General features: G+C 72.4%; 21 protein-coding genes. 14 read left to right on the top strand and 7 right to left on the bottom strand.

What is annotated here, in order from left to right; all coding sequences use genetic code 11:
- Positions 1-61: 61 nt before the first annotated feature.
- Complete coding sequence (locus SOM11_RS12765; RefSeq protein ID WP_320478259.1) at positions 62-490, bottom strand: DUF6314 family protein; 429 nt, start codon at positions 488-490, stop codon at positions 62-64.
- 217 nt (positions 491-707) lie between these two features.
- Here SOM11_RS12765 and SOM11_RS12760 point away from each other — a divergent pair, with 217 nt between their 5' ends.
- The 8 genes from SOM11_RS12760 to SOM11_RS12725 all read left to right on the top strand — a co-directional run bounded on the left by SOM11_RS12760 (position 708) and on the right by SOM11_RS12725 (position 9,800).
- Positions 708-2,027: a sensor histidine kinase gene (locus SOM11_RS12760; protein ID WP_192061465.1), complete on the top strand. Its 1,320-nt coding sequence runs from the start codon at positions 708-710 to the stop codon at positions 2,025-2,027.
- Positions 2,018-2,746, top strand: coding sequence for a response regulator transcription factor (locus tag SOM11_RS12755; RefSeq protein WP_320478258.1), 729 nt, complete (start codon positions 2,018-2,020; stop codon positions 2,744-2,746). Before SOM11_RS12760 ends, SOM11_RS12755 begins: the two co-directional genes overlap by 10 nt.
- Positions 2,747-2,863: 117 nt before the next feature.
- Complete coding sequence (locus SOM11_RS12750) at positions 2,864-3,964, top strand: BMP family ABC transporter substrate-binding protein (protein ID WP_192061463.1); 1,101 nt, start codon at positions 2,864-2,866, stop codon at positions 3,962-3,964.
- A 234-nt stretch (positions 3,965-4,198) separates the two neighbouring features.
- Positions 4,199-4,612, top strand: coding sequence for a peptidase inhibitor family I36 protein (locus tag SOM11_RS12745; protein ID WP_320478257.1), 414 nt, complete (start codon positions 4,199-4,201; stop codon positions 4,610-4,612).
- Positions 4,612-5,523, top strand: a complete 912-nt coding sequence (locus SOM11_RS12740; protein ID WP_192061461.1) for a hypothetical protein — start codon at positions 4,612-4,614, stop codon at positions 5,521-5,523. The genes SOM11_RS12745 and SOM11_RS12740 overlap by 1 nt, the downstream gene beginning before the upstream one ends.
- A gap of 44 nt (positions 5,524-5,567) precedes the next feature.
- Positions 5,568-6,437: a hypothetical protein gene (locus SOM11_RS12735; RefSeq protein WP_243215435.1), complete on the top strand. Its 870-nt coding sequence runs from the start codon at positions 5,568-5,570 to the stop codon at positions 6,435-6,437.
- A gap of 34 nt (positions 6,438-6,471) precedes the next feature.
- Positions 6,472-7,758, top strand: a complete 1,287-nt coding sequence (locus SOM11_RS12730; protein ID WP_320478256.1) for a peptidoglycan-binding domain-containing protein — start codon at positions 6,472-6,474, stop codon at positions 7,756-7,758.
- Complete coding sequence (locus SOM11_RS12725) at positions 7,758-9,800, top strand: ABC transporter ATP-binding protein/permease (protein ID WP_320478255.1); 2,043 nt, start codon at positions 7,758-7,760, stop codon at positions 9,798-9,800. Before SOM11_RS12730 ends, SOM11_RS12725 begins: the two co-directional genes overlap by 1 nt.
- Positions 9,801-9,823: 23 nt before the next feature.
- Here SOM11_RS12725 and SOM11_RS12720 read toward each other — a convergent pair whose 3' ends face one another.
- Positions 9,824-10,642, bottom strand: coding sequence for a carbon-nitrogen hydrolase family protein (locus SOM11_RS12720; protein WP_320478254.1), 819 nt, complete (start codon positions 10,640-10,642; stop codon positions 9,824-9,826).
- 38 nt (positions 10,643-10,680) lie between these two features.
- Here SOM11_RS12720 and SOM11_RS12715 point away from each other — a divergent pair, with 38 nt between their 5' ends.
- Positions 10,681-11,340, top strand: a complete 660-nt coding sequence (locus SOM11_RS12715) for a GntR family transcriptional regulator (protein WP_243215439.1) — start codon at positions 10,681-10,683, stop codon at positions 11,338-11,340.
- Between the two features lie 47 nt (positions 11,341-11,387).
- On the opposite strand, the gene SOM11_RS12710 is transcribed toward SOM11_RS12715, so the two are convergent.
- Complete coding sequence (locus SOM11_RS12710; RefSeq protein ID WP_320478253.1) at positions 11,388-12,827, bottom strand: MFS transporter; 1,440 nt, start codon at positions 12,825-12,827, stop codon at positions 11,388-11,390.
- 164 nt (positions 12,828-12,991) lie between these two features.
- Between SOM11_RS12710 and SOM11_RS12705 the strand changes: the two genes are divergently transcribed.
- Positions 12,992-13,675, top strand: a complete 684-nt coding sequence (locus tag SOM11_RS12705) for a DUF2848 domain-containing protein (RefSeq protein ID WP_320478252.1) — start codon at positions 12,992-12,994, stop codon at positions 13,673-13,675.
- 38 nt (positions 13,676-13,713) lie between these two features.
- On the opposite strand, the gene SOM11_RS12700 is transcribed toward SOM11_RS12705, so the two are convergent.
- Both SOM11_RS12700 and SOM11_RS12695 read right to left on the bottom strand, forming a co-directional pair.
- Positions 13,714-16,512: a molybdopterin-dependent oxidoreductase gene (locus SOM11_RS12700; RefSeq protein WP_414655465.1), complete on the bottom strand. Its 2,799-nt coding sequence runs from the start codon at positions 16,510-16,512 to the stop codon at positions 13,714-13,716.
- A 44-nt stretch (positions 16,513-16,556) separates the two neighbouring features.
- Positions 16,557-17,366, bottom strand: a complete 810-nt coding sequence (locus SOM11_RS12695) for an FAD binding domain-containing protein (protein WP_320478251.1) — start codon at positions 17,364-17,366, stop codon at positions 16,557-16,559.
- A 57-nt stretch (positions 17,367-17,423) separates the two neighbouring features.
- On the opposite strand from SOM11_RS12695, the gene SOM11_RS12690 reads away from it, so the two are divergent.
- Positions 17,424-17,993 (top strand): 2-oxo-4-hydroxy-4-carboxy-5-ureidoimidazoline decarboxylase, encoded by a 570-nt coding sequence (locus SOM11_RS12690; RefSeq protein WP_320478250.1) that lies wholly within the window; start codon positions 17,424-17,426, stop codon positions 17,991-17,993.
- Entirely contained in the window at positions 17,990-18,316 is a 327-nt protein-coding gene (gene uraH, locus SOM11_RS12685) for a hydroxyisourate hydrolase (RefSeq protein ID WP_320478249.1), read from the top strand. The genes SOM11_RS12690 and uraH overlap by 4 nt, the downstream gene beginning before the upstream one ends.
- 34 nt (positions 18,317-18,350) lie before the next feature.
- Here the strand turns inward: uraH and SOM11_RS12680 are convergent, their stop codons facing one another.
- Positions 18,351-18,827, bottom strand: coding sequence for a nucleoside deaminase (locus tag SOM11_RS12680; RefSeq protein ID WP_320478248.1), 477 nt, complete (start codon positions 18,825-18,827; stop codon positions 18,351-18,353).
- Between the two features lie 56 nt (positions 18,828-18,883).
- Positions 18,884-19,777 (bottom strand): factor-independent urate hydroxylase, encoded by an 894-nt coding sequence (gene pucL / locus SOM11_RS12675; protein ID WP_192061449.1) that lies wholly within the window; start codon positions 19,775-19,777, stop codon positions 18,884-18,886.
- A 159-nt stretch (positions 19,778-19,936) separates the two neighbouring features.
- Between pucL and SOM11_RS12670 the strand changes: the two genes are divergently transcribed.
- Both SOM11_RS12670 and SOM11_RS12665 read left to right on the top strand, forming a co-directional pair.
- Entirely contained in the window at positions 19,937-21,085 is a 1,149-nt protein-coding gene (locus SOM11_RS12670; protein WP_320478247.1) for an acetamidase/formamidase family protein, read from the top strand.
- A complete protein-coding gene (locus tag SOM11_RS12665; RefSeq protein ID WP_320478246.1) occupies positions 21,078-22,841 on the top strand; it encodes an AtzH-like domain-containing protein in 1,764 nt (587 codons plus the stop codon). Before SOM11_RS12670 ends, SOM11_RS12665 begins: the two co-directional genes overlap by 8 nt.
- The last annotated feature ends 82 nt before the right edge of the window (positions 22,842-22,923 follow it).

The following is a 22,923-nucleotide window of genomic DNA, read 5'->3' as shown; positions in this document are numbered from 1 at the left end:
TTCTCGGCGATGCGAGGGGCGGGTTCTGCCCACCCTCGAGCGTGCGCGGAGGCAGCCGGCGTCAGCCCACGCGCGTGTACGTCGTCTCGGCGTCGTACGACTTGGCCGGGCCGCGCACCGTCCAGCGCTCGACGAACGACGTGGGCGTCAGAACGCGCGTCTCGACGAGGTAGTCGTCGGGGGCGCACGGGTGCCGCGCCTCCCAGGCTCCGGTCCGCAGGTCGAGGTCGACGAAGTGCCGACCGTCGGCGAACCGGACGTCGAGCGACCCGTCCGCCCGCCGGTGATACGTGAGCCGTCGACCCGCGGAGGCGCGGTGCGAGCCCCGCACGACCTCCCCCTCCTCGACGTACGAGGCGGGTCGTTCGGGGTCGTCGCCCGCCGCCTCGACGGTCGCGGTGCCGGTGAAGACGGTCTCGTCGCCGACGAGCCGGTCGACGATGCGGCGTTCGACGCGCCAGCGACCGAGCAGCAGCGGGAGGGTGTCCATCCGTCCAGTGTCGCGCACGGCCCGTCGCGCACGGCCCGTCGTCCGGTCGGACGCCGCGAAACGGCCGTCGCCCCGCCGGATCCCGCGCACGCGCGATCCCGTGGTTCCGCGGTCGGTCCGCGGTGCCACGCAGGGGCCGGTGCCGTCGAGCCGCCCGCGCGCCAACTCCGACCTTCGGTCGATCCGGCGGGCCGGGCGCCCTCCTTAGGCTCGGGGCATGACCTCCTCGGCATCGACCCCCCACGCGGCGCCGGTCGCGCCGTCGCTCCCGGCGGCGCCGCCGGCCCCGGCGCCCGTCTCGCCGGCCCCGCCGCGGCGTCCCGCGACCGGTGCGGGGCCCGGCCGCGCGCACCTGTCCCGGGCACGGCGCGTCTGGGCCGAGACCTGGAGACTCGGCCTCGCGACGCTGGTGGGCCTCCTGGCCTTCGCGCTCGTCTGGCCCGAGACGGCCACCGCCGACTGGAGCGACGCCCGGCTCGGGCTCGGCATGATGGGCGATCTCGCCGTCGGTGTCGCCACCCTGGTGCTCGTCGCGTTCCGGCATCGCGCACCTTTCGTCATCGCGCTGATCCTGGCGCTCTGCGGGGGCGTCTCGACCCTCGCGACCGGTGCCGCCGTCCTCGGCCTCGTCTCGCTCGCGACTCGTCGCCGCGCTCGCGAGCTGGCGACCGTCGGGCTCGTGTACCTCGCTGCGGGCTGGTTCTCGGAGTCGGTGATGTTCCCCGCGATGGGCGACTCCCTGCCCGCCTGGCAGCTGCTGCTCAGCGGCGTCGTCCTCTACGCCCTCGTCGTGGCCGTCGGCGTCGCCATCGGAAGCCGTCGCGACCTGATCGCCTCGCTGCGCGACCGGGCGGTGCTCGCCGAGCACGAGCAGGCCCTCAGGGAGGAGCGCATCCGCGACCACGAACGCGCCCGGATCGCCCGTGAGATGCACGATGTCCTCGGCCACCGTCTCTCGCTCGTGGCCCTCCACGCCGGTGCCCTCGAGTACCGGGGTCGCGATCTGAGCCCCGACGAGGTCGTCGAGACGGCGGGCGTCGTCCGCGACAACGCGCAGTCAGCCCTCAGCGAGCTGCGCGACGTGCTCGGGGTGCTGCGCGACCCGTCGGCCACGGGGGAGTCCGAGGTCACGCAGGTCGCGCCTCCTCAACCGACCCTCGCCGATCTGCCGGGTCTGCTCGACGAGGCCCGGGCGGCGGGCGCCGTCGTCGCCTGCACCATCGACGACCGGACGACGAGCGCCCTGGTCGATCTGCCGACCTCGCTGAGTCGGCACGCGTACCGCATCGTGCAGGAGTCGTTGACGAACGCGAGGAGGCACGCCCCGGCTCAACCGGTCGACATCGCCTTCACGGGCGGGGCCGGCGGAACACTCCGCATCGTCGTCGGCAACCCGTCGATCGAGCACCGCGCATCGGCGCCGGGGCACGGTCTCACCGGTCTGGCGGAGCGCGTGCGACTTGTCGGCGGCACGTTCCAGGCGGGGCCCGACGGGCACGGGCGGCACGTCGTCGAGGCGGTGCTCCCGTGGAGCTGACCGCCGCCGCCTCCACCGCCACCGCACCGGTCCGCGTCGTGATCGTCGACGACGAGACCCTCGTCCGCACCGGTCTGCGCCTCCTGCTCGGCGGCGACCAGGGCATCGAGGTGGTCGGCGAGGCCTCCGACGGTCTCGAGGCCGAAGCGGTGATCGATCGGACCGAGCCCGACGTCGTGCTGATGGACATCCGGATGCCGCGCTGCGACGGTCTCGTCGCCACCGAGCGAGAGCTCGCGAGGCGACCCGACCTCGCCGTCCTCGTGCTCACCACCTTCGACGCCGACGAGCTCGTGCTCTCGGCTCTGCGGCTCGGCGCCCGGGGGTTCCTGGTGAAGGACACACCGCCGCACGAGCTCGTGCAGGCCGTGCGGACCGTCGCGTCGGGGCGCTCGATCCTGTCGCCGTCGGTGCTCGACCGCGTGATCGGGGTCGCCGCCGGCCGGATCGGCGCCGAGGCGCAGGCGCACGCGCAGGCGCCGACGGTCGGCCGGGTCGAGCGCGAGCGCTTCGACCGGCTGACCGACCGCGAGGCCGAGGTCGCCCTCGCGGTGGCCCGAGGTGCGACGAACGCGCAGATCGCTGCCGACCTGTTCGTCAGCATCGCCACGATCAAGACGCACGTCGGGCACGTCTACGAGAAGCTCGAGGTCGACAACCGGGTGCAGGTGGCGCTGCTCGTGCACGCCGCCGGGCGGGGCTCGGCGACGATCTCGTAACAGCGTCGCCGGGAGGTCGACCCCGGCGAGGGCTGCTGCCATGATCATCGGAGGGCCGCTCGCCGATCGGGTGCCTCGTCTCGAGAGCTCCTCTCGCCCGACCAGGAGGTCACCGCCGTGTCTGCCCGCACGAAACGTCCGTCGTCCCGTCTCCGCCACCCGCGCCTCCTCGGCTCCGCGGCTCTGTCGGCCGTCGCCCTGCTGGCGCTCGCCGCATGCGCCTCGGCCCCCGAGCCCTCCGTCGACCCGGCCTCGACCGATTCGACGCACTGCTCGCGCATGGTCACGAACTCGGGCGGCCTCGACGACCGCTCGTTCAACCAGTCGAGCTGGGCGGGCTTGCAGAAGGCCGAGAAGGAGGACGGCATCGCGGCCGAGGTGCTCGTCTCGACCAACGAGACCGACCTCGCGCCGAACGTCGCGCAGGCCGTCGCCTCGGGGTGCGGCTTCGTGCTGACCGTGGGTTACGAGCTCGCTCCGGCGACGGAGGAGCAGGCGGCGGCGAACCCCGACATCGACTTCGCGATCGTCGACGAGACCGTCGAGGGCGAGAACGTCAAACCGATCGTGTTCGACACGGCGCAGGCGTCGTACCTCGCGGGCTATCTCGCCGCGGGCGTCTCGAAGACCGGCACCGTGGCGACGTTCGGCGGTGGCAACCAGCCCCCGGTCACGCTGTTCATGGACGGCTTCTCGGACGGCGTCGACGCCTATAACGAGGCTCACGGCACGACGGTGAAGCTGCTCGGCTGGGACAAGGCCGCGCAGGACGGCTCGTTCACGGGCGACTTCGAAGACGTCAACAAGGGCAAGCAGCTGGCGCAGGCGCTGATCGACCAGGGCGCCGACGTCATCATGCCGGTGGCCGGTCAGGTAGGCGAGGGGGCCGCGTCGGCCGCGCTCGACGCCGGCGACGTGTCGGTGGTCTGGGTCGACAACGACGGGTACGACACGCTGCCCGCCGAGTACCGGCCCATCCTGCTGACCTCGGTCATCAAGGACACCGAGCAGGCCGTCCAGGACATCGCGATCTCGTCGGCGGACGGGTCGTTCACGAACGAGCCTTACGTCGGCACGCTCGAAAACGACGGCGTCGGGCTGGCGTCGTTCCACGACCTGGAATCGTCGGTGCCGGCGGAGCTGAGCGGCGAGCTCGACGCGCTCCGCGCCGACATCGTCAGCGGGGCCGTGACGGTGGAGTCGCCCAGCGCGCCCTAGCCCGCCGCGTCGATGAGTCACGACACGCCGTGCCCTTCAGGAGGAGCGCGGCATGTCGTGACTAATCGAGCGACGCCGTCTCAACCCTCAGGAGGAGCGGGTCGGCCAGGTCTTGACCTCAAGGCATAACAGTCGGTAGCATTTCGCACGTCGCACCCACCGTGCGGCCTCGGAAGCCGACTGACGAACCGCAGCGGCTCTCGCTGCGCTCGCGGTTCATTCGAGGTGTTATTCATGATCCTGCCACGCAAAACGCTGTCGACCCTGCTCGTGACCGCGAGTCTCGTTCTGGGCTCCGTCGCCGTGATGACCCCCGCGCCCGCATCGGCCGCCCCGGCTGGATGCCCCGTCCGCGGACTGGGCTGCACCTACGAGAACAATAACTACGGTGGCGGCAACATCAACTTCTATGAATACGTCAGAAACTTCGAGAGTGTCGGTTACTGGGCGCGGACCTTCCATACGCGGACCAATGACGCGGGTTCGTCCGGATTCAACAACGGGCAGTCCGGGATGGCGGCTCGTTGGTACAAGCATGCGAATTACACGGGTCCGTACATCCATGCTGATAAAGGCAAGGGAGTCAATTTCAGTGCCAAGGGCCTGAATGATCAGATCTCTTCTGCGTGCTTCAGGGCTTACTGCTGATGGAGAGCCTCCGCGGAGGGCTCTCACGTGCACTCGGGGTCGGAATCATAGCCGTCTCAGTCGTCTTCGTGTCTTCTTGCTCGACTGCCTCGGTGAATGAGTCTCAACTGACGCTGCCCGAGAAGAACGAACAGAGGTGGGTCCTGCCTCTCGACCAGTACCAGTGGCCTCTTGTGGATCCTGTCTTCGATGCAGAGCAGGTCATCGTCGCATCATGCCTTGCGAAGGCCGGATACGAGTGGCGCGTCGTACTGAATGAGGATGGAGCGATTCCACAAGATTCCTGGAGCGACGCCGGCCGCAAACTCTTCTCCGTCGGGCTCGCCGAGAAATTCGGCTACGGAAACTCTCCAATGCTCGATCAGGCCCAGGCTCGAATGGACGCGGATCGCGCGAACCGCGCAGTCTCGCAACAGCACCCTGAGGCGGTCGACGCGTGCTTCGAAGAGACTGCTCCGATTCTCGGTGTCGCGGACGGTTCTGCGTACGACTTGGCTCAACAGATCGGCAACCTCGCTTACGCCGAAGCAGAGCAGGCGCTCGAGGTCCGCGAAGCCGCAGGGGACTGGCGGGCGTGCATGAGGGATGTCGGCCTGCCTGATCTGCCGGAGGTGCCCGAGGAGATGCCCCCGGCGTCGGTCGACATGGGTGACGGCGGAGATGCCATCGATGCTCCGTTCCGGAGTGGTGACGAACTCGATGTGCCCACCGAGGTGCGTCGCGTCGCTGTCGCCGATGCCAGCTGCCGAGACTCCACCGGCTACACGACGACCTTCTACGACGCCGAATGGGACGCCCAGGTAGAAGCCATGGACTCCCGAATCGACGATCTGGAGCGGTTCGGGCAGCAGGCTGAAGAGCAGCGCGCTCTCGCCGAGAGGTACCTCGCAGAGAACGCTGTCTCGCCGTGAGGGGACGTCCACGATTCGTTCTGATCGTCCCCGCGGCGGCAGTCGTGTCGGCGGCCCTCGCGGGGTGTGCGACCGATGCTGCCCAGCGCACGGACCTCGACCTGCCCGCAAAGAACCAGTCCCAGTGGCGACTCCCGCTCGACCAGTACATGCCACCGCTGTTAAACGTCGAGTATGACGCCCAGCAGGTGTTCGTCCACAAGTGCATGGCGGAGGCTGGGCACGAGTGGGTGGTCCGTCTCGACCCTCCGGGTACCACGACCGGCGAGTCCTGGAACGCTGCGGGCCGCAAGCTCTTCTCAGTCGAGCTCGGCGAAACGTTTGGTTACGGGAACTCTGGCGAGATCGCGAGATCGCCGGAAGCTGAACAGGCTTGGCTCGATGGCGAGAGATCCAGACGGGCTGTGGCTGACCAGGCGCCGGAAGCCGCCGAGAGTTGCTTCGATCAGAGCACGGCGGTCCTGGATGACGAACCGAGTTGGCAGGTCTACGACCTGGCGATGGAGATCGCGGGTGGCGCTTCTGGTGATGCGCAAGAGTCTCCGGAGGTCGGAGAGGCGGCCTCTCGATGGCGCGAATGCATGGCGGAGGTCGGGCTCCCCGACCTTCCGGCCGTGCCCGAGGAGATGCCACCCGCATCTGTCGATGACGGTGGTGGCCCGGCCATCGACGCGCCGTACTCGGTCGGCGACGAGTTCGACGTCTCCGCGGAGGAGCGCCGGGTGGCGGTCGCCGATGCGACGTGTCAGGACTCCTCTGGTTATGCCAGGGCGCTGTACGACGCGGAGTGGCATGCGCAGGCGGAAGCCATGAAGTCGCATGCGGACGACCTCGTGCGGTACGGCCATCAACTCGAAGAGCAACGAGCTCGCGCCGAGGCCTATCTCGCGGAGAACGCGCCCGAGGCCCGATGAGCTCCGCGCGCCCCCTCGTGATGAGAGGTGAAGGATGACCCTCATCCGTTCCCGCAAGGCCCTCGCCGTCGGCGGGAGCGTGGCGATCGTCGCGCTCCTCGCCGGCGGCTGGGGGCTGGCCCACGCGTTCGAGTCGCCCGCCCAGCGCGAGGCGGCCGCGACCGCCCCGTCACCGCTCCCGGTGACGAGCGAGGTCCGAGTCGGCGACCTAACACGCCGCATCACCTTCCAGGCGACGGTGGGTCGCACCGGCCTCATGTCCGTCGCGTTGCCCTCCCCAGCCGCCGAGCCGGCCTACGTGACCGGGAAGCCCACGTCGTCGGGCGCCCCCGTCGCCGCGGGCCAGATCGTGACCGAGGTCAACGGTCGCCCGGTCTTCGCCGTCACCGGCGGCTTCCCCTTCTACCGCGAACTCCGTCGAGACCACACGGGCCCCGACGTGCGACAACTGCAGGCGGCCCTGCGCGACGCCGGCATCCCCACGACCGTCGACGGTGTGTTCGGCGCCGGTACCGAACGATCGCTGACAGCGCTCTACTCGCGAACCGGACACGCGCCTCCTACCGTGGTCGACGTCGAGGAGGACCGCGGCGTCCCCGGCACGGACGCCACCCCCGGCACGGACGCGGCCGTCGACGCGACAGGCGCTCAGCCCGCACCGGCAGGCACCTCTGCAACCGCACCCTCCCCGAGCGCCGCCCCCTCCGCCTCCTCCGCGGCTGACACGAGCGACACCGACCCGACCTCCGACCGCCCCGTCACGCGACGAGTGGTCGCTTCACCGGCCGAGTTGGTCGTCGTGCCGACCCTCCCGGCCGTCGCGGCCGAGACGCCCGCGGTCGGAACCGCCGCCGGGTCGGAGGTCGAGCTCCGCCTGGAGTCCGGCCGTCTGCGCATCGCCGCCGATGTTCCCGTGCTCATCGCCGAGACCCTGATCGAGGGCTCCACCGGCACCTTCACCGCGGCCGACGGCGCGACCACTCCGATCACTCTCGAGACCGTGGTGCCCGGGGGCGACGACGACGCCGAGTCCCGCGTGATCCTCGACGCGGCGAACGGCGAGCTCGTGCCCGACCTGCTCGGGGCCGAGGGCCTCGTCGCCCTCGACATCGAGACCGTGCAGACCGGGAGTCTCATCGTCCCCACGGTCGCGGTCGCCGGCGGCGGCGGATCAGGTGAGGCGCACCTCCTCGTCGAACAGGACGACGGGACGTTCCGTCGCATCCCCGTCGTCGAGACCGGCCAGCTCGACGGTGAGAGCGCCGTCGAGCCGACGGACCCCGACGATCTCGGCGAGGGCGACCGGGTGCGGGTCGACTGATGGCGCTGCTGCAGCTTCGCGGGGTCGGACGCACGTTCTCGGGCGCCGTCGAGGTCACCGCCCTCGACGGCGTCACCCTCGACATCGAGGCGGGCGAGTTCTTCGCCATCATGGGCCCCTCCGGCGGCGGCAAGTCGACACTGCTCAACACCATCGGCCTGCTCGACCACCCCACCACGGGCACGTACACGATCGCCGGCGACGACATCGGCGGATCCACCTCGCGTCGGCTCGCCGAGACGCGGTCCGAGACCTTCGGATTCGTGTTCCAGGGCTTCCATCTGCTCGACCACCGCCCGGTCCGCGACAGCGTCGAACTGGGCCTCCTGTATCGCGCGGTGCCTGCCGACCGGCGCCGCGTCCTCGCCGATCGAGCCCTCGAGCAGGTGGGCCTCGGCGGGCTCGGCGATCAGCTCGCCGCGAAGCTCTCCGGCGGGCAGCGGCAGCGCGTGGCCATCGCGCGGGCCCTCGCCGCCGGCACACCCGTCGTCGTCGCCGACGAACCCACCGGCAACCTCGACTCCGAGAACGGCGCTTCGGTCGTCGAGACCCTTCTCGCCCTCCGCGACGAGGGCACCACGGTCGTGCTGGTCACGCACGACCCGACCGTCGCCCGCGCGGCCGACCGGGTGGCGCACCTCCGCGACGGGCGCATCGAGTCGGTCGCGACGAACGAGGTCGCCGTGGCCTCCGCGCTCGGGACGGGAGGCCCTGCCGACGCGACGGTCGTCACGGAGCCGACCCGCGCCTCCTCGGCTCCCCGATCCACAGGCGAAGGAGGCGCGGGTCACCGACCCGAGAGACCGGGTCGCCCGTCACGCCTGCGGTTCCGAGACCTCGCGGACGACGCCGTGCGCTCCGTCACGTCGCGGCTCGGCAAGACCGCGGGGCTCGTGGCCGCCGTCGCCGTGGCGGTGGCGCTCGCCGTCGCCAGCCTCGGGCTCTCGGTGTCGGCCGGCGCCCAGGTCGGCGACACCTTCGATCTGCACACCAACCGCGACGTCGGCGTCTCGTGGGACTCCCCGGTCGATCCGACGGCTGAGGGGGAGGCCCCGGGGGCGATCGGCGCGGGCGCGGTCGTCGCTCCGTTCGGGAGTCCCGAGGCCGCGGCCGATGTGGCCGGCAGGCTCGCCCGTGTGGCGGAGCTCAGCGGTGTGGAGTCGGTCGGGGCGCTGCACGAGCGCGGGTCGGCCGTCGTCCGGGCGACCGCCGTGCGCGACGCCCTGCAGGCGCCGGTCGTGAGCATCGAGGGGAGCCTCCTCGCGGCCGCCCGCGTCGACGTCGAGTGGCTCGCCCGCCACGGCCCGACGCTCGGCGACCGGGAGGTGCTGATCGGCCGTGGTCTCGCCGCCCAGCTGCCCCTCGGTCCGCTCGCCGCGGCGCCCGTCATCACCCTGGGCGACGCCGAGGTCGCCGTCGTCGGCATCGTCGACGAGTCGCCGCGCGTGCCGAGCCTCGTCGGAGCCGTGACGACCGGTGCGCACTCCCTGCCAGGAGTCGAGACCCCCTCTCAGACATCCGTGCTGATCCGGACCGGTGCGGGCGCGGCTCAGCAGGTCGCCCGACAGGCGCCGCTCGCCATCGACCCCGTCGCCGCCGAGACGTTCCGGGTCGATGCGCCGATCGACCCGACCACGCTCCGCGCCGAGATCGAATCGGACGTCGAGTCGACCCTGTTCGCCTTCACCGGGGTGGCTCTGCTCGCCGCCGTGGCGGGTCTCGGCAACTCGATGGTGCTCGCCGTGCTCGAGCGCCGCAAGGAGTTCGGTCTGCGCCGGGCGCTCGGCGCCCGCCCGAGTCACATCGCCGGGCTCGTGCTCGCCGAGTCGGTCGTGATCGGCGCCCTCGGCGGCTTGCTCGGTCTCGCTCTGGGACTCGCCGCCGTGCTCGTCATGACCGTCGCGCGGCAGTGGATCCCCGTGTTCGATCTGAGACTCGCCCCCGCGGCGCTGATCGGCGGTGTCGTCGTCGGGGCAGCGGGCGGGCTCGTGGCCGCCTGGCGGGCGAGCCGCATCGAGCCGCACGAGGCGCTGCGCCTCTGAGAGCCGAGGAGGCGCGGCGCCCCTCAGTCGCGCAACGCACCCACCGCGAACCGCTGATTCGCCAGCACCGGCAGCGACCCGCGCGCGGCATCGACGGACGCGAGGTCGACGTCGACGACGACCAGCTCGGGCTCGGCCCCCAGCTCGTGCAGCACCACCCCGAACGGCGACACCACCATGCTGTGCCCGACGCCGGTCGGTGCCGACCCCGCCGTCTCGACGCCCTGCGACGCGGGGTCGCCCTGCCCCACGGCGACCACCACAGTCGTCGTGTCGACCGCCCGGGCGCGTGCGAGCAGCTCCCACTGCTCGACCTTGCCCGGCCCCGCACCCCACGACGCGCACACGACGCTCAGCTGCGCGCCCGCCGCCGCGTTCGCCACGAACAGCGACGGGAAGCGGATGTCGTAGCACGTCGCCAGGCCGACGAGGGTCTCGCCGACCGTGACGGTCACGGCGCGCTCACCGCCCTCGACCGAGTCCGACTCGGCGTAGCCGAAGGCGTCGAACAGGTGCATCTTGTCGTACGAGTCGTCGGTGTCGGCGGTCGGCCCGGCGACGATCAGGGTGTTGCGCACCCGCCCGCCCGACCCCGGTGTGAAGGCACCCGCCACGATCGTGGTGCCGAGGCGGCGGGCCAGCGCCCGCACCCCTGTGGCCCACGGCCCGTCGAGCGGCTCGGCGATCGCGCCGAGGTCGTTGCCGAAGGCGCACATGGCGGCCTCGGGGAACACGACCAGCTCGGCGCCCTGGGCGACCGCCGCCTCCGTCGTCCTCGTGATCTCGGCGAGGTTCGCCCGGGGGTCGGCCGAGCTGATGATCTGGGCGAGCGCGATGCGCATGGTTTCTCCGATCGGTGGTGTATACGTATGGTATGCAGATGAGCCCCGAATCGCCCGTCCCCGCGGCCTCGGGTCGCGACCGGGCCTACGAGTACCTCTACTCGCAGGTGCTCGTCGACCCCGCCATGCAGGGGGCGTTCCTCAGCGAGCAGGACATCGCCGAGCGGGTGGGCGTCTCGCGCACCCCGGTCCGTGAGGCGCTGCTGCTGCTCGCCTCCGACGGGCTGGTGCAGATGATCCCCAAGCGGGGCGTGCGGGTCCCCGTGATCAGCGGCCGCGAGATCGCCGAGCTGATGGAGCTGCGGGGCGTGCTCGAGCGTCACGCCGCCACCACGACCCTCGCCGCCGGGCGCGTGCCCCTCGCGGCGATGCGCGCCGTCCTCGCGCGGCAGCACGAGCTGAAGGACGTCGACCCCCGCGAGAGCGGCCAGCGGTTCATCGAGCACGATCGCGAGTTCCACCAGCTGCTCGTCGACGCCGCCGGCAACGACCTCATGTCGCGCAGCTACGAGAAGCTCCGCGCCCGGCAGGTCATGGTCGGCGTCGAGGCCCTCTTCCGCCGGACCGACCGGCAGGAGCGGGTGTGCGCCGAGCACGACGAGATCGTGGCCGCTCTCGAGTCGGGCGACGCCGAGGCCGCGCGAGACGCGATCGACCGTCACCTCGGGGTGACGCTCGACCTGCTCCTCCGCAGCTGACGGCACGGCGTCACCCGGGTCGACGGGCGTCAGTCGCTCGACGAGCGTCAGTCGCTCGACGACGTCGTCCCCGAGGAGGCGCGGGTCGCGTCGACCCCGTCCGTCGCCGGGGCGTCGGCCAGGTAGTCGGCGTCCTCCTGCACGTTCGAGTCGCGACCGAGCGCCAGCCCCACGAGGGTCAGTGCGACCGCCACGGTGAGGTAGATCGCCACACCGAGCCCGCTGCCCGTCTCCTCGAAGATGATGGTGAACATCAGCGGAGCGATCGCGCCGCCGAAGACGCCGGCGATCGTGTACGCCAGCGAGCTGCCCGTCGAGCGCAATCGCGGCGAGAACTGCTCGACGATGAAGGCCGCCTGCGGTCCGTACATGAACGAGTGGAAGACGAGGGCCAGCACGATGCCGATGGTCAGCACGACCGTCGACGACCCGTCGGTGATGGCGAAGAAGACGTAGGCCCAGATCGCCGCGCCCACGGCGGCGACGGCGTAGAGCAGTCGACGGTTGATGCGATCGGAGAGCGCGCCGGCGAGGGGGATGCACGCGAGCTGGAACGCCGAGCCGATCAGCACGGCGACGAGCACCTGGCTGCGCTCGAGACCGAGGGTGACCGTGCCGTAGGTCAAGGTGAAGACGGTGAACAGCGCGTAGGTGACGTCGGGTCCGATGCGGCTGAGGATGGCGGCGATCAGGGGGCGCAGCTGCGTGGTGAACACCTCGCGGACGGGAGCGGCCGGGGCGTCGCCCCGCGCCTCCAGCGCCTGGAAGACCGGGGTGTCCTCCAGCTTGAGGCGGATCCAGAGGCCGAAGCCGACGAGCACCGCCGACGCCAGGAACGCGACGCGCCAGCCCCAGTCGAGGAACGCCTCCTCGGTGAGCACGGCCGTGAGCACCGCGAGCGCGCCGTTGGCGAGCAGGTTGCCGGCCGGGGGACCGACCTGGGCGGCGGACGACCAGAAGCCGCGCCTCCTCGGATCTCCGAACTCGCTCGAGAGCAGCACCGCGCCGCCCCACTCGCCGCCCACGCCGACGCCCTGGGCGAAGCGCAGCAGGACGAGCAGGATGGGCGCTGCGAGCCCGATCGTCGCGTAGCTCGGCAGCAGGCCGATCAGGAAGGTCGCGAGGCCGATGATCAGCAGGGTCGTGACGAGCACGGGCTTCCGGCCGATCTTGTCGCCGAGCCGACCGAACACGAACCCGCCGACCGGTCGTGAGACGTAGCCGACGGCGTAGGTCGAGAACGCGAGGATGGTCGCCGTGTAGGGGTCGCTCGCCGGGAAGAACACGACGGGGAAGACGACGGCCGACGCCGCGGAGTAGACGGCGAAGTCGTACCACTCGAGGGAGGTGCCGGTCAGCGAGGCGGTGAAGGCCTTCGCGAGCGAGCGGCGGCTGACCGGCGCCGTGTCGACTGCGGTGTCGGCTGCGGTTCCGGGCGTGGATTCGGGCCCGGAGGTCGGACCGGGGGCCTGGGGATCGGTGGTCATGGGCTGTCCTGTCGAGTTCGGGGGGGATCGGTCGGAGGGGTGGTGCCACGGCGATACCGTGTGTATACAGTAGGTGTACGACGGCCCCCGGCGACAGTGTCGAGGGCCGGAACGGCGCACTTTTTACCCGGCCGAAACACGCGACCACCCTCGAGGAGACCACCATGAGCACGCTCCGCTTCACCCTGCCCGACGGCTCGACCGAGACCGTCGAGGTCACGCGCCTCCTGAACGCCGGCTACGCCGGGCGCGAGCAGGACGAGGTGCAGGCGCACATCGCCGAGCTGGCCGAGCTGGGCGTGCCCGGCCCGACGACCACCCCGGCGCTCTACCCCGTCTCGCCCTACCTGGCCTCGCAGGCGACCGAGGTCGACGTGCAGCACGGGCGCACCAGCGGCGAGGCCGAGTGGGCCCTGGTCATCACCGACTCGGGCGTGCTGCTCACCGTCGCCTGCGACCACACCGACCGTGCGCTCGAGGTGCACGGCGTCGCGTGGAGCAAGAACGCGAGCCCCGACGTGCTCGGCACCCGGGCCTGGCGGCTGGACGACGTGCGCGACCACCTCGACGAGATCACGCTGCGCGGCTATGTCGGGTCGGGCGATTCGCGCGAGCTCATCCAGGACTCCACGCTCGGCGCCCTGCTGACCCCCGACTACTGGCTCGACGTGCTCGCCGAGCGCGACCTCGCGACCCCCGGCACCGTTCTCATCTCGGGCACCGTGGCGATGCTGCCGGGCGTCGACCAGTTCGCGGACTCGTGGTCGGTCGAGATGCACGACCCGACCACCGGCGACACCCTCGAGGCGGCGTACCGCGTCGTCCCGATGCCCGCGCCGATCGGCTGAGGCCGACCCGCGCCTCCTCGGGCTCGGGCCGTCTCCCGTCAGCGGGCGAGGCGCCAGAGGCGGTCGCGCGACATGGGCAGCTCGTGCGGCCGCACCCCGAGCGCGTCGCGGATCGCGTTCGCGAGGGCCGGGGCGACGGGGTTGTACGGCGCCTCGCTCATGCTCTTCGCGCCGAGCGGGCCGAGCTCGTCGTGGGTGGTCGCGAAGTGCACCTCGGTCTCGGGGACGTCCGAGAACTTCGGCAGCCGGTAGTTGCGCAGCGCCGTCGTCAGCACCCGCCCCTCGCCGTCGAGCATCATCTCCTCGTAGAGGGCCGTGCCGATCGCCTGGGCAGTGCCGCCCTCGATCTGCCCGCGCAGCTGCTCGGGGTTCAGCACGGTGCCGGCGTCGGCCGCCTGGATCGAGCGCAGCATCCGCACCTCGCCGGTCGACCGGTCGACGGCCACCTTGAACGCGTGCACGTTGAACGCCACCGATCGGGGCGTGCCGTCGTGACTGCCGTCGGCCACGAGCGGGCCGTAGGCCAGGAGCTCGTCGACCGTCACGAGACGGGTCGCCGCCGGCCCGGCCGCCGACCCAGCCGACCCCGCCGAGGAGGCGCGGGTCACCACGACCCCGCCGGGCACCACCTCGGGGGCGGTGCCGCCGTCGACGACGTCCGCCGCGCCTCCGGCAAGGGTCAGCGCACGGTCGATCATGGCGGCGCGCAGCTTGTGCGCCGCGGCCCAGAGGGCCTTGCCCGCCACGACGACGCCGGCCGACCCGAAGGCCCCCGAGTCGTAGCGGGCGACGTCGGTGTCCGACTGGCGGACGGAGACCCGGTCGGGTGTCGTGCCGAGGGCCGTCGCGACCAGCTGGGTGTGCACCGTCGTCGTGCCGTTGCCGAACTCGGCCGTGCCGACGCCGATGTCGTAGCCGCCGTCGGGTCGCAGCTCGACGGTGGTGTCGGCGAAGTGCCCTCGGGGCGGCATGGTGGCGATCATGGCGAGGGCCATGCCGGTGCCGGTCGACCAGGTGGGGCCTTCGGGGGCGGGCTGCGCGTCGGGGCCGGCCAGCGCCTCCTCGACGAGATCGAGGCACTGGTCGAGGCCGTAGCTGCCCCAGATCAGATCGGTCTCCTCGTCCGGGTCGGTGACGACCATCGCGTCGCCCGGCACGACGACGTTCTTCCGGCGCAGCTCGAACGGGTCGATGCCGAGCCTGATCGCCAGCTCGTCCATCGCGGATTCGATCGCGAAGATCACCTGCCCGAGGCCGTACCCGCGGAACGCGCCCGAGGGCAGGTTGTTCGTGTACACCGACTCGGCGTCGACCCGCTTCGAGGCGCAGCGGTAGACCGCGACCGACTCGTGCACCGAGTGGTACATGACGCCGACGCCGTGGTTGCCGTAGGCGCCCGTGTCCATCAGCTGGTCGACGTGCAGCGCGGTGAGCGTGCCGTCGGCCGTCGCGCCGAGTCGCACGCGCACCCGCATCGGGTGCCGGGTCGGCGCGATCGTGAACTCGTCGTCGCGGGTGAACTCGTACTGCACCGGGTGGCCGGTGGCCAGCACGGCGAGCGTGACGAGGTCTTCGGTCAGCAGCTCCTGCTTGCCGCCGAAGCCGCCGCCGACGCGCTTCGTGAAGACCCTCACCCGGTCTTCGGGCAGACCGAACACGTGCGCGATCTCGTCGCGCACCAGGAACGGCACCTGGCTCGAGGTGCGGAGCACGAGGCGCCCGTCGTCGTCGAGCCAGCCGCGGGTGGCGTGCGTCTCGAGCGAGCCGTGGCTGACCCGCTGCGTCGTCCAGGTGCCCTCGACGGTCGCGTCGGCCGCGGCCAGCGCCGCCTCGACGTCGCCGGTCTCGCCGTGCATGGCCGCGACGGTGTTGCGCTCGGGGAACGCGATGCGCGAGACCTCGCTGGTCTTCTCGCCGTGCAGCAGCGGGGCCCCGGGGCGCCGCGCCTCCTCCGGGTCGAAGACCGCGGGCAGCTGCTCGTACTCGACGACGATCGCGTCGCGGGCGAGCTCGGCCTGCCGGCGCGACTCGGCGACGACCGCGGCGACCCGCTGACCGCGGAACCTCAGCACGGGGTCGAGCACCAGGCCGTCGTCGGGGTCGTCTTCCCGGTCTTCGTGGCGACCGGTCGAGAACAGCGTGGCCGGCGAGTCGTGATGCGTCAGCACGGCGTGCACCCCCGGCAGGGCCAGCGCCGCCGCGGTGTCGATCGCGACGATGCGGGCGTGCGGGTGCGGGCTGCCGAGCACGGCGACGTGCAGCAGGGCGGTGGGGGCGGGGGAGTCGAGGGTGAACTCCTCGCGGCCCGTCACGACGCGCAGCCCGGCGGGCGCCTTGACCGAGCGGCCCGCCGCCTCGCCGACCGCCGGTGCGACCGTGTTGCCGACCCCGCAGATCGCGTCGCGGATCGACCGGTACCCCGTGCACCGGCAGATGTTGCCCTTCAGGAGGCGCGGGAGATCGTCGCGATCGGCCTCCGTGAACGTCGAGGCCGTCACGACCATGCCCGCCGTGCAGAAGCCGCACTGGAACCCGGCCGCGTCGACGAACGCCTGCTGCATCGGGTGCGGGGCGTCGGGGGTGCCGAGCCCCGCCGCGGTCGTGACCGCCCGGCCGTCCAGCCGGTGGGCCGGATACACGCACGAGTGCACGGGGTCGCCGTCGACCAGCACCGAGCAGGCGCCGCAGTCGCCCGCGTCGCAGCCCTTCTTCACCGAATGGACGCCGGCGTCGCGCAGCACCGTCCGCAGCACCTGCCCGGGCGCCACGGGGGCGTCGAGTGTGTCGCCGTCGACCTCGAAGACGACCCGGCGGCCGTTGTTCGTGATGCCCTGCACCCCTGTGGAGCCGTGCCGGCCCCGGGTTCCCTCGTCGTCTCTGCTCACCAGGAGCCCCCCAGTTCTCGTCGGATCTCCTCGGCGAAGCCCGTGCTCGTGGCCCGCCGCCAGTCGGGTGCCCCGTGCGGGTCGTCGTACCACTCGTCGACCCCGTCGAGCGCGGCCGACAGAGCCCTCTCGCTCGGCACCTCGTCGAAACGGAGCTGCACGGGCCTGATCGTGCCGGCCGTCACAGTGACGACGAACTCGCCCGCCTCGGCCAGGCGCCCGGTGACCAGGGTGCCCGAGCGACCGAGCGGGCTCAGCGCGATGCGCCGGAAGGCCGTCCGCGACTCGAGCGACGCGGTCGGGATCTCGAGGGCTCGCAGCACCTCGCCCGGGGCCAGCGCCGACTCGCGCACGCCGGTGACGAACTCGGCCACCGGGGTGCGGCGCTCGCCGCCGTCGCTCGTCCAGACGACGGCGGTCGCGTCGAGCGTCGACATCAGCGACGTCATGGCGCCGGCCGGCAGGCCGAGCGCGACGTTGCCGCCCACGGTCGCGACGTTCCAGATCTTGAACGAGGCGAGCAGGCTCTCGGCGCACTGACGGATCAGCGGCGCCGCGGCCCACTCGGGTCGGGCCCGCAGCCGGGTGAGCTCGGCGATGGTGCAGGTGGCGCCCACGGTCACCCCGTCGGGCGTCTCGTCGAGAGGCGACCAGCCGAGCGAGGTGAGGTCGACGAGACCCGTGAGCCCCGGCTGCGCCTCGGAGTAGAGCCAGGTGCCGCCGCCCATCGGCCGCTCGCCCGGCCCGAACGACAGCTCCGCACGGGAGGAGGGCGTGCGGACGTCCGTCACCGTCACGAGGTCCATGCGATGCTCCCGCCTGTGGTCGTCGGCGTGCAGCCAGTCGTGGATACAGTGTCGTCCATGATCGACGTCTCCGAGAGCCAGCTGCGCGACCACCTCACGACCGCGCTGTCCGTCCAGCGCTGGGTCGACGAGGTGGCGTCCGGTGCCCCGTACTCCGACGTCTCCGAACTGGTGGCCGTCGCCGAGCGCGCCGGGGCCGAGCTGACGGGCGACGAGATCGACGAGGCCCTCGCCCACCACCCCCGCATCGGCGAGGCGCCGGTCGGAGAGGGCTCGGCACAGGAGTTCAGCCGCCGCGAGCAGCAGGCGTCGCAGCTGACCGACGACCCCGCCGAGGTGAAGGCGCTCGCCGAGGGCAACGCGACGTACGAGGCGCGCTTCGATCGCGTCTTCGTCATCAGGGCCGCGGGGCGCAGCAGGCAGGAGATCATCGACGAGCTCGAACGGCGGCTCAAGCTCGACGACGAGACCGAGAAGCGCGAGGCGGGCGCCCAGCTGGTCGAGATCGCGGTGCTGCGACTGCGGCAGACGTTCGGTGAGACCAGCGCCGAGTCGGGGCGCTCGGCGGAGACGGCGTCGCCGCGCGCGACCGGACCCACGGCCGACGCCGGCACGCGCCTCGCATGAGCCACGTCACGACGCACGTGCTCGACGCGGCGCTGGGTCGCCCGGCGGCCGGGGTGCCCGTGGTGCTCGCCGACGAGACGGGCGCGGTGCTCGCCTCGGCCGTGACCGACGCCGACGGCCGGGTCGGCGAACTCGGGCCCGACGCCCTCGCGGCCGGCGCCTACCGGTTGACCTTCGACACGGCCGCCTACTTCGCGGCCTCCGAGCGTCAGTCGTTCTACCCGCGGGTGACGATCGACTTCGACCTCGCCGATGAGGCCGCGCACTACCACGTGCCCCTGCTGCTCAGCCCCTTCGCGTACTCGACGTACCGGGGCAGCTGACCCGCCCCTCCTGCGCTCCGCCGCCGGCACCGGCCTAGTAGTCCGTCCGGTGGTCGTGGGCCAGCCAGGCGTCGAACGGCGCCGGGGCGTTCTCGGGTCGGACGGCGTCGACGGGGAGATCCCACGTCGCGCGGTCGCGACCGAAGAGCTCGTAGAACTCGAGGTCGTCGAAGCCGCCGCGCGCCGCGTCGTGCCGGTCGGCGGCGTAGACGACGCGGTCGACACGAGCCCAGAGCGCCGCCGAGAGGCAGAGCGGGCACGGCTCGCACGAGGTGTACAGCGTCGCCCCGGCGAGCGAGAAGTCGCCGATAGCCGAGCAGGCGGCTCGGATCGCGACGACCTCGGCGTGCGCCGTCGGGTCCAGATCGCGGGTGACCCGGTTCTGTCCCTCGGCGAGCACCACGCCGTCGCGGACGATCAGCGCACCGAACGGGCCACCGCCGTCGGCGACGTTCGCGACCGCGAGGTCGATGGAGCGGGCGAGCCACTGGGCGTCGTCGGTGCCGGGCATGGCGCCTCCTGGGGTGTCGGGTTCGGGTGTCGGGGTGCGGACGAGAGACCGGTGCGTCAGGCCAGACCGGCGGAGGCGCGCCAGGCCTCGCCGGCCGGGGGAGCGTCGTCGCGGATGAGGGTCGCTTCGATCAGACCGTAGGGCCGGTCGGCCGCCCAGAACACCTCGTTCTGATTCTCGAGACCGAACCGGTCGAGATCGTAGGCGAAGTGGTGCCTGTTGGGTGCGACGAGGCGCACCTCGGCGATCTCGGGCACGGCCTCGAGCACCGCGCGGCCCATGTGCCAGAGCGTCTGCTGCAGAGCGAGCGACTGGAGGGTCGCGAAGTGCGCGACGAGCAGTCTCTTCACCTCGGCGTAGACGGAGTCCCACTCGACCTCGGTCGATGTGAACCGCCACTTCGCGTCGAGCGCCGTCGCCATCACGCGATCGTGGGTCTCGGGCAGGGTGGTGAAGTCGTCGCTGAGGAACCCTGCGAACTCCGACCCGGTCGACTTCAGCAGCACGAGGTCTTTCAAGCCGCCGATCACGTGCTCGCCGGTGGCGTCGACGGTGACGGCGGCCGTGCGGACCTCCTGACCGGTGCGCAGCCAGGTGTGGTCGTGCTCGACGCCGTCGACGACGGCGCGCTGCCAGGCGAATTCCTCGATCTCGATGCGGGCGCCCTCGACGGGCCCCACGTCGCGGACGAAGTGCCGGGCGAGATCGAGCCCGAAGCCCTCGATCGACTGGACGCCGTGCGACTTGGCGAACGCGAACGCCGTGTTCTTCTGGGTGTCGGTGGGCAGCACGGCCGACTGGTCGCCCTCGAGGTAGGCGGCCTCGAACGGGCCGCGCAGCGCGGTGGTCACGTTGAGGTCGCGGATCTCGTGCCGAGGGGCGTCGCGCACGATGCGCACGAGCCGTGACTCCGCTTTGCCGTACTGGTTGTCGCCGAGGATGATCGCCATGCGGTGATCCTCACACGGTCGTGTGAACGGCGTGTTTCACGATCGGCCGTTTGTGAACTGATTGTTTCAGGGTCGCCCTCGGGAGGGGAGGTCGGGTCACTAGGGTCGGAAGGGCCCCGGTGAAGACCGTCCCGGGCGCGCGAGATCGAGAGGCCCCGCATGACCGACCCCCAAACCGCCGCACCCGCCGCAGCCGACGCACCCGCCGCCCCCGTCGTCCCCGTCCTGCAGCCGGGCGAGGGCGACCTGCCCGGCGACGCCTATCTACCGGCCACCCCCGAGACGACGCTCTGGGGTCGACTGCCCTGCGCCTCCGACGCTCCGGTGCTCTCGATCGAGTCGGGCTCGACGGTCACGATCGACACCGTCAGCCACGAGGGCGTGCTCGACGACCAGGGCCGCGACCCGCTCGCCTTCTTCGCGTCGCACGGGGTGCCCGCCGACGCGGTGCTGCGTGACGCGATCGAGATCGCCGCCTCCGACGCCTCGGGTCGCGACGCCTCCGTCGACGGTCCGCACGTGGTCACCGGCCCCGTCGAGATCCGCGGCGCGCGACCGGGCGACCTCCTCAAGATGACCGTCGTGACGGCGACGCCGCGCGTGCCGTACGGCGTCGTGTCGAACCGGCACGGGCGGGGCGCCCTCGCCGGCGAGTACCCGCTCGGCGACGACTCGGTCAGCGTCTTCGCGGCCGTCGACGCGGGCCCCGACGGTCTGGTCGGCACGATGCCGGTCGTGCCCGGCGGCCCGCATGCGGTGCGGTTCCCGCTGCGGCCGTTCCTCGGCATCATGGGCGTCGCGGTCGCGGGCGACGAGCGTCCGCACTCGGTGCCGCCCGGTCCGCACGGCGGCAACATCGACATCAACCTGCTCACCGAGGGCGCATCGCTCTACCTGCCCGTGCAGGTCGACGGGGCCCTCGCCTACGTCGGCGACCCGCACTTCGCGCAGGGCGACGGCGAGGTGGCGCTGACCGCGATGGAGGCGTCGCTGCGGGTCACCCTCCGCTTCGACGTCGTGCCGCACGACGTCGCCGTCGCGGAGTTCGGCGAACTGGTCGGCCCGCTCGCCGAGACGCACGAGCACCTCGTCCCCACCGGCATGGACCCCGACCTCGACGAAGCCGTCAGGGCCTGCGTCCGTGCCGCGATCGCCCTCCTCCGCGCCCGCTGGGGCATGGACGAGACCCTCGCCTACGCCTATCTCAGCGCCGCCACCGACTTCGACATCTCGCAGGTCGTCGATCTCGTCACCGGGGTGCACGCCCGCATCCGCGTCGCCGACTTCGACGGGGTCGACCGTGGCTGAGGGCGTCCCCGAGGAGGCGCGGGTCGACCCGGTCACCACCCTCGCCTCGGTCGAGGGGTCGCCGCCCGACGGTCTGCTCGCCGCCTTCGACGCGTACGAGCGCGCGCTCGCCGCCGACGACCAGGCGGCGCTCGCGGCGGCGTTCGAGCCGACCGCGACCGTGCTGCGCGCCGACGCCGGCGGGCTCCTCGTCGGGCACGAGGCGATCACGGCGTTCCGTGGTCGACGGGGCTCGGGGCCGGTGCGTCGGGTGGTCGAGGTGCACGCTCGGGTGCTCGACGACGACACCGCGCTGATCGTCTCGGTCAACGCGCCGGCGGGTGGCGGGCGCGGGGTCGTCACCCAGCTCTGGCGCCGCGATGCCGACGGCGGCGCCGGTGCCGACGCAGAGGCCCCTGCCGGCGGCACCTGGCGCGTCGCGTCCGCGCAGGTCCAGGCGCCGGCGCCCGCCGTCGACCGACGGGTGTGGCGCGTGGTGGGGGAGCCGCTCGTGCCGGGTCGGCGAGGCGACGGAGCGACCGGCACCGCGCCTCCTGCAGATCAGGGGGGCGGTGAGCCCGACCGGTCGCTCGTCGGCGAGACCGTCGCCGTGAAGGACCTCTTCGCCGTCGCCGGTCATGCGATCGGCGCCGGTGTGCCCGCGTTCCTCGACGAGGCCGCCCCCGAGACGGAGCACGCGTCCGCGGTGCGGCTCCTGCTCGAGGCGGGGGCGTCGGTGACCGGCATCGCCCAGACCGACGAGTTCGCGTACAGCATCGCCGGCCGCAACTCCGCGTACGGCACCCCGCCCAACCCCGCGGTGCCCGGTGCGATCTCGGGCGGATCGACCAGCGGACCGGCCGCGGCCGTCGCACTCGGCCAGGCGAGCATCGGTCTCGGCACCGACACGGGCGGTTCGTTGCGCGTGCCGGCCTCGTACCAGGGGCTCTGGGGTCTCCGCACGACGCACGGAGCCGTCGACCGCGCGGGGCTGCTGCCGCTCGCCCCGACCTTCGACACCGTCGGCTGGCTGGCGCGCGACGCCGACACCCTGTTGCGGGCGGCTGCGGTGACGCTGCCCGCCGTCGATCGTCCGGGTGTCGATCAGCGCGGCGTCGACCCGTCGTACGTCGTCGACCCCTCGCTGCTCGCGGCCGTCACGCCCGAGGTTCGGACGGCCTTCACCCGGTCGATCGACGAGGCCGTGTCGGCAGGGAGCATCGCCCGCCCCGAACCCGTCGCGCTCGGCGACGTCGCCGAGCTGTTCGAGCTGTTCCGCGTGCTGCAGGCGTACGAGGCGTGGCAGTCGAACGGCGCGTGGATCACCGCTCACCCGGGGTGCCTGGCCCCCGACGTCGCGGCGCGCTTCGCGTTCGGCTCGACGGTGTCGCCGCAGCGGGCCGAGGAGGCGCGGGTCGCCCTGGCCGACGAGCGTCGCCGTCTCGAGTCCCTCCTCGCCGACCGGGTGCTGCTGCTGCCGAGCGCGTCGTCGGCGGCACCGTCGCTCAGTGCGTCGGCGGCCGAGGTCGACGCGGTGCGGTCGGCGACCCTCGGGCTGACCTGCGTGGCCGGGGTGCTCGGCGCGCCCGCTGTCTCGGCGCCGAGACTCGAGGTGCCCGTCGCGGGGCCCATCGAAGTGACGCAACGGGGGCAGTCGGGCCCGTCGAGGGCGCCGTTCGAGGCATCTCGACGCCTGGCGCCGGTCGGACTCTGCTTCGTGGGGCCGCGGGGGTCGGACCTCGCGCTGCTCGGGCTCGCGGCGGCGTGGCCGGGCTGAACCGTGCCTCCTGCACCGCGCCTCCTGCACCGCGCCTCCCGAGCCGTGCCTCCTGAGTGCGCCGTGCTCCCGCGCAGCACGA

Source organism: Frigoribacterium sp. CFBP9029, from assembly GCF_034045305.1.
In the GTDB taxonomy this organism is placed as follows: domain Bacteria; phylum Actinomycetota; class Actinomycetes; order Actinomycetales; family Microbacteriaceae; genus Frigoribacterium.
The sequence above is the reverse complement of the archived record's forward strand: the minus strand, read 5'-3'. Positions and strand labels throughout refer to the sequence as shown.

Coding starts and splice junctions, on each gene's coding strand:
- SOM11_RS12765 (WP_320478259.1), bottom strand. CDS start 490: ATGGACACCCTCCCGCTGCTGCTCGGTCGCTGGCGCGTCGAACGCCGC.
- SOM11_RS12760 (WP_192061465.1), top strand. CDS start 708: ATGACCTCCTCGGCATCGACCCCCCACGCGGCGCCGGTCGCGCCGTCG.
- SOM11_RS12745 (WP_320478257.1), top strand. CDS start 4,199: ATGATCCTGCCACGCAAAACGCTGTCGACCCTGCTCGTGACCGCGAGT.
- SOM11_RS12740 (WP_192061461.1), top strand. CDS start 4,612: ATGGAGAGCCTCCGCGGAGGGCTCTCACGTGCACTCGGGGTCGGAATC.
- SOM11_RS12730 (WP_320478256.1), top strand. CDS start 6,472: ATGACCCTCATCCGTTCCCGCAAGGCCCTCGCCGTCGGCGGGAGCGTG.
- SOM11_RS12725 (WP_320478255.1), top strand. CDS start 7,758: ATGGCGCTGCTGCAGCTTCGCGGGGTCGGACGCACGTTCTCGGGCGCC.
- SOM11_RS12720 (WP_320478254.1), bottom strand. CDS start 10,642: ATGCGCATCGCGCTCGCCCAGATCATCAGCTCGGCCGACCCCCGGGCG.
- SOM11_RS12715 (WP_243215439.1), top strand. CDS start 10,681: ATGAGCCCCGAATCGCCCGTCCCCGCGGCCTCGGGTCGCGACCGGGCC.
- SOM11_RS12710 (WP_320478253.1), bottom strand. CDS start 12,827: ATGACCACCGATCCCCAGGCCCCCGGTCCGACCTCCGGGCCCGAATCC.
- SOM11_RS12705 (WP_320478252.1), top strand. CDS start 12,992: ATGAGCACGCTCCGCTTCACCCTGCCCGACGGCTCGACCGAGACCGTC.
- SOM11_RS12695 (WP_320478251.1), bottom strand. CDS start 17,366: ATGGACCTCGTGACGGTGACGGACGTCCGCACGCCCTCCTCCCGTGCG.
- SOM11_RS12690 (WP_320478250.1), top strand. CDS start 17,424: ATGATCGACGTCTCCGAGAGCCAGCTGCGCGACCACCTCACGACCGCG.
- uraH (WP_320478249.1), top strand. CDS start 17,990: ATGAGCCACGTCACGACGCACGTGCTCGACGCGGCGCTGGGTCGCCCG.
- SOM11_RS12680 (WP_320478248.1), bottom strand. CDS start 18,827: ATGCCCGGCACCGACGACGCCCAGTGGCTCGCCCGCTCCATCGACCTC.
- pucL (WP_192061449.1), bottom strand. CDS start 19,777: ATGGCGATCATCCTCGGCGACAACCAGTACGGCAAAGCGGAGTCACGG.
- SOM11_RS12670 (WP_320478247.1), top strand. CDS start 19,937: ATGACCGACCCCCAAACCGCCGCACCCGCCGCAGCCGACGCACCCGCC.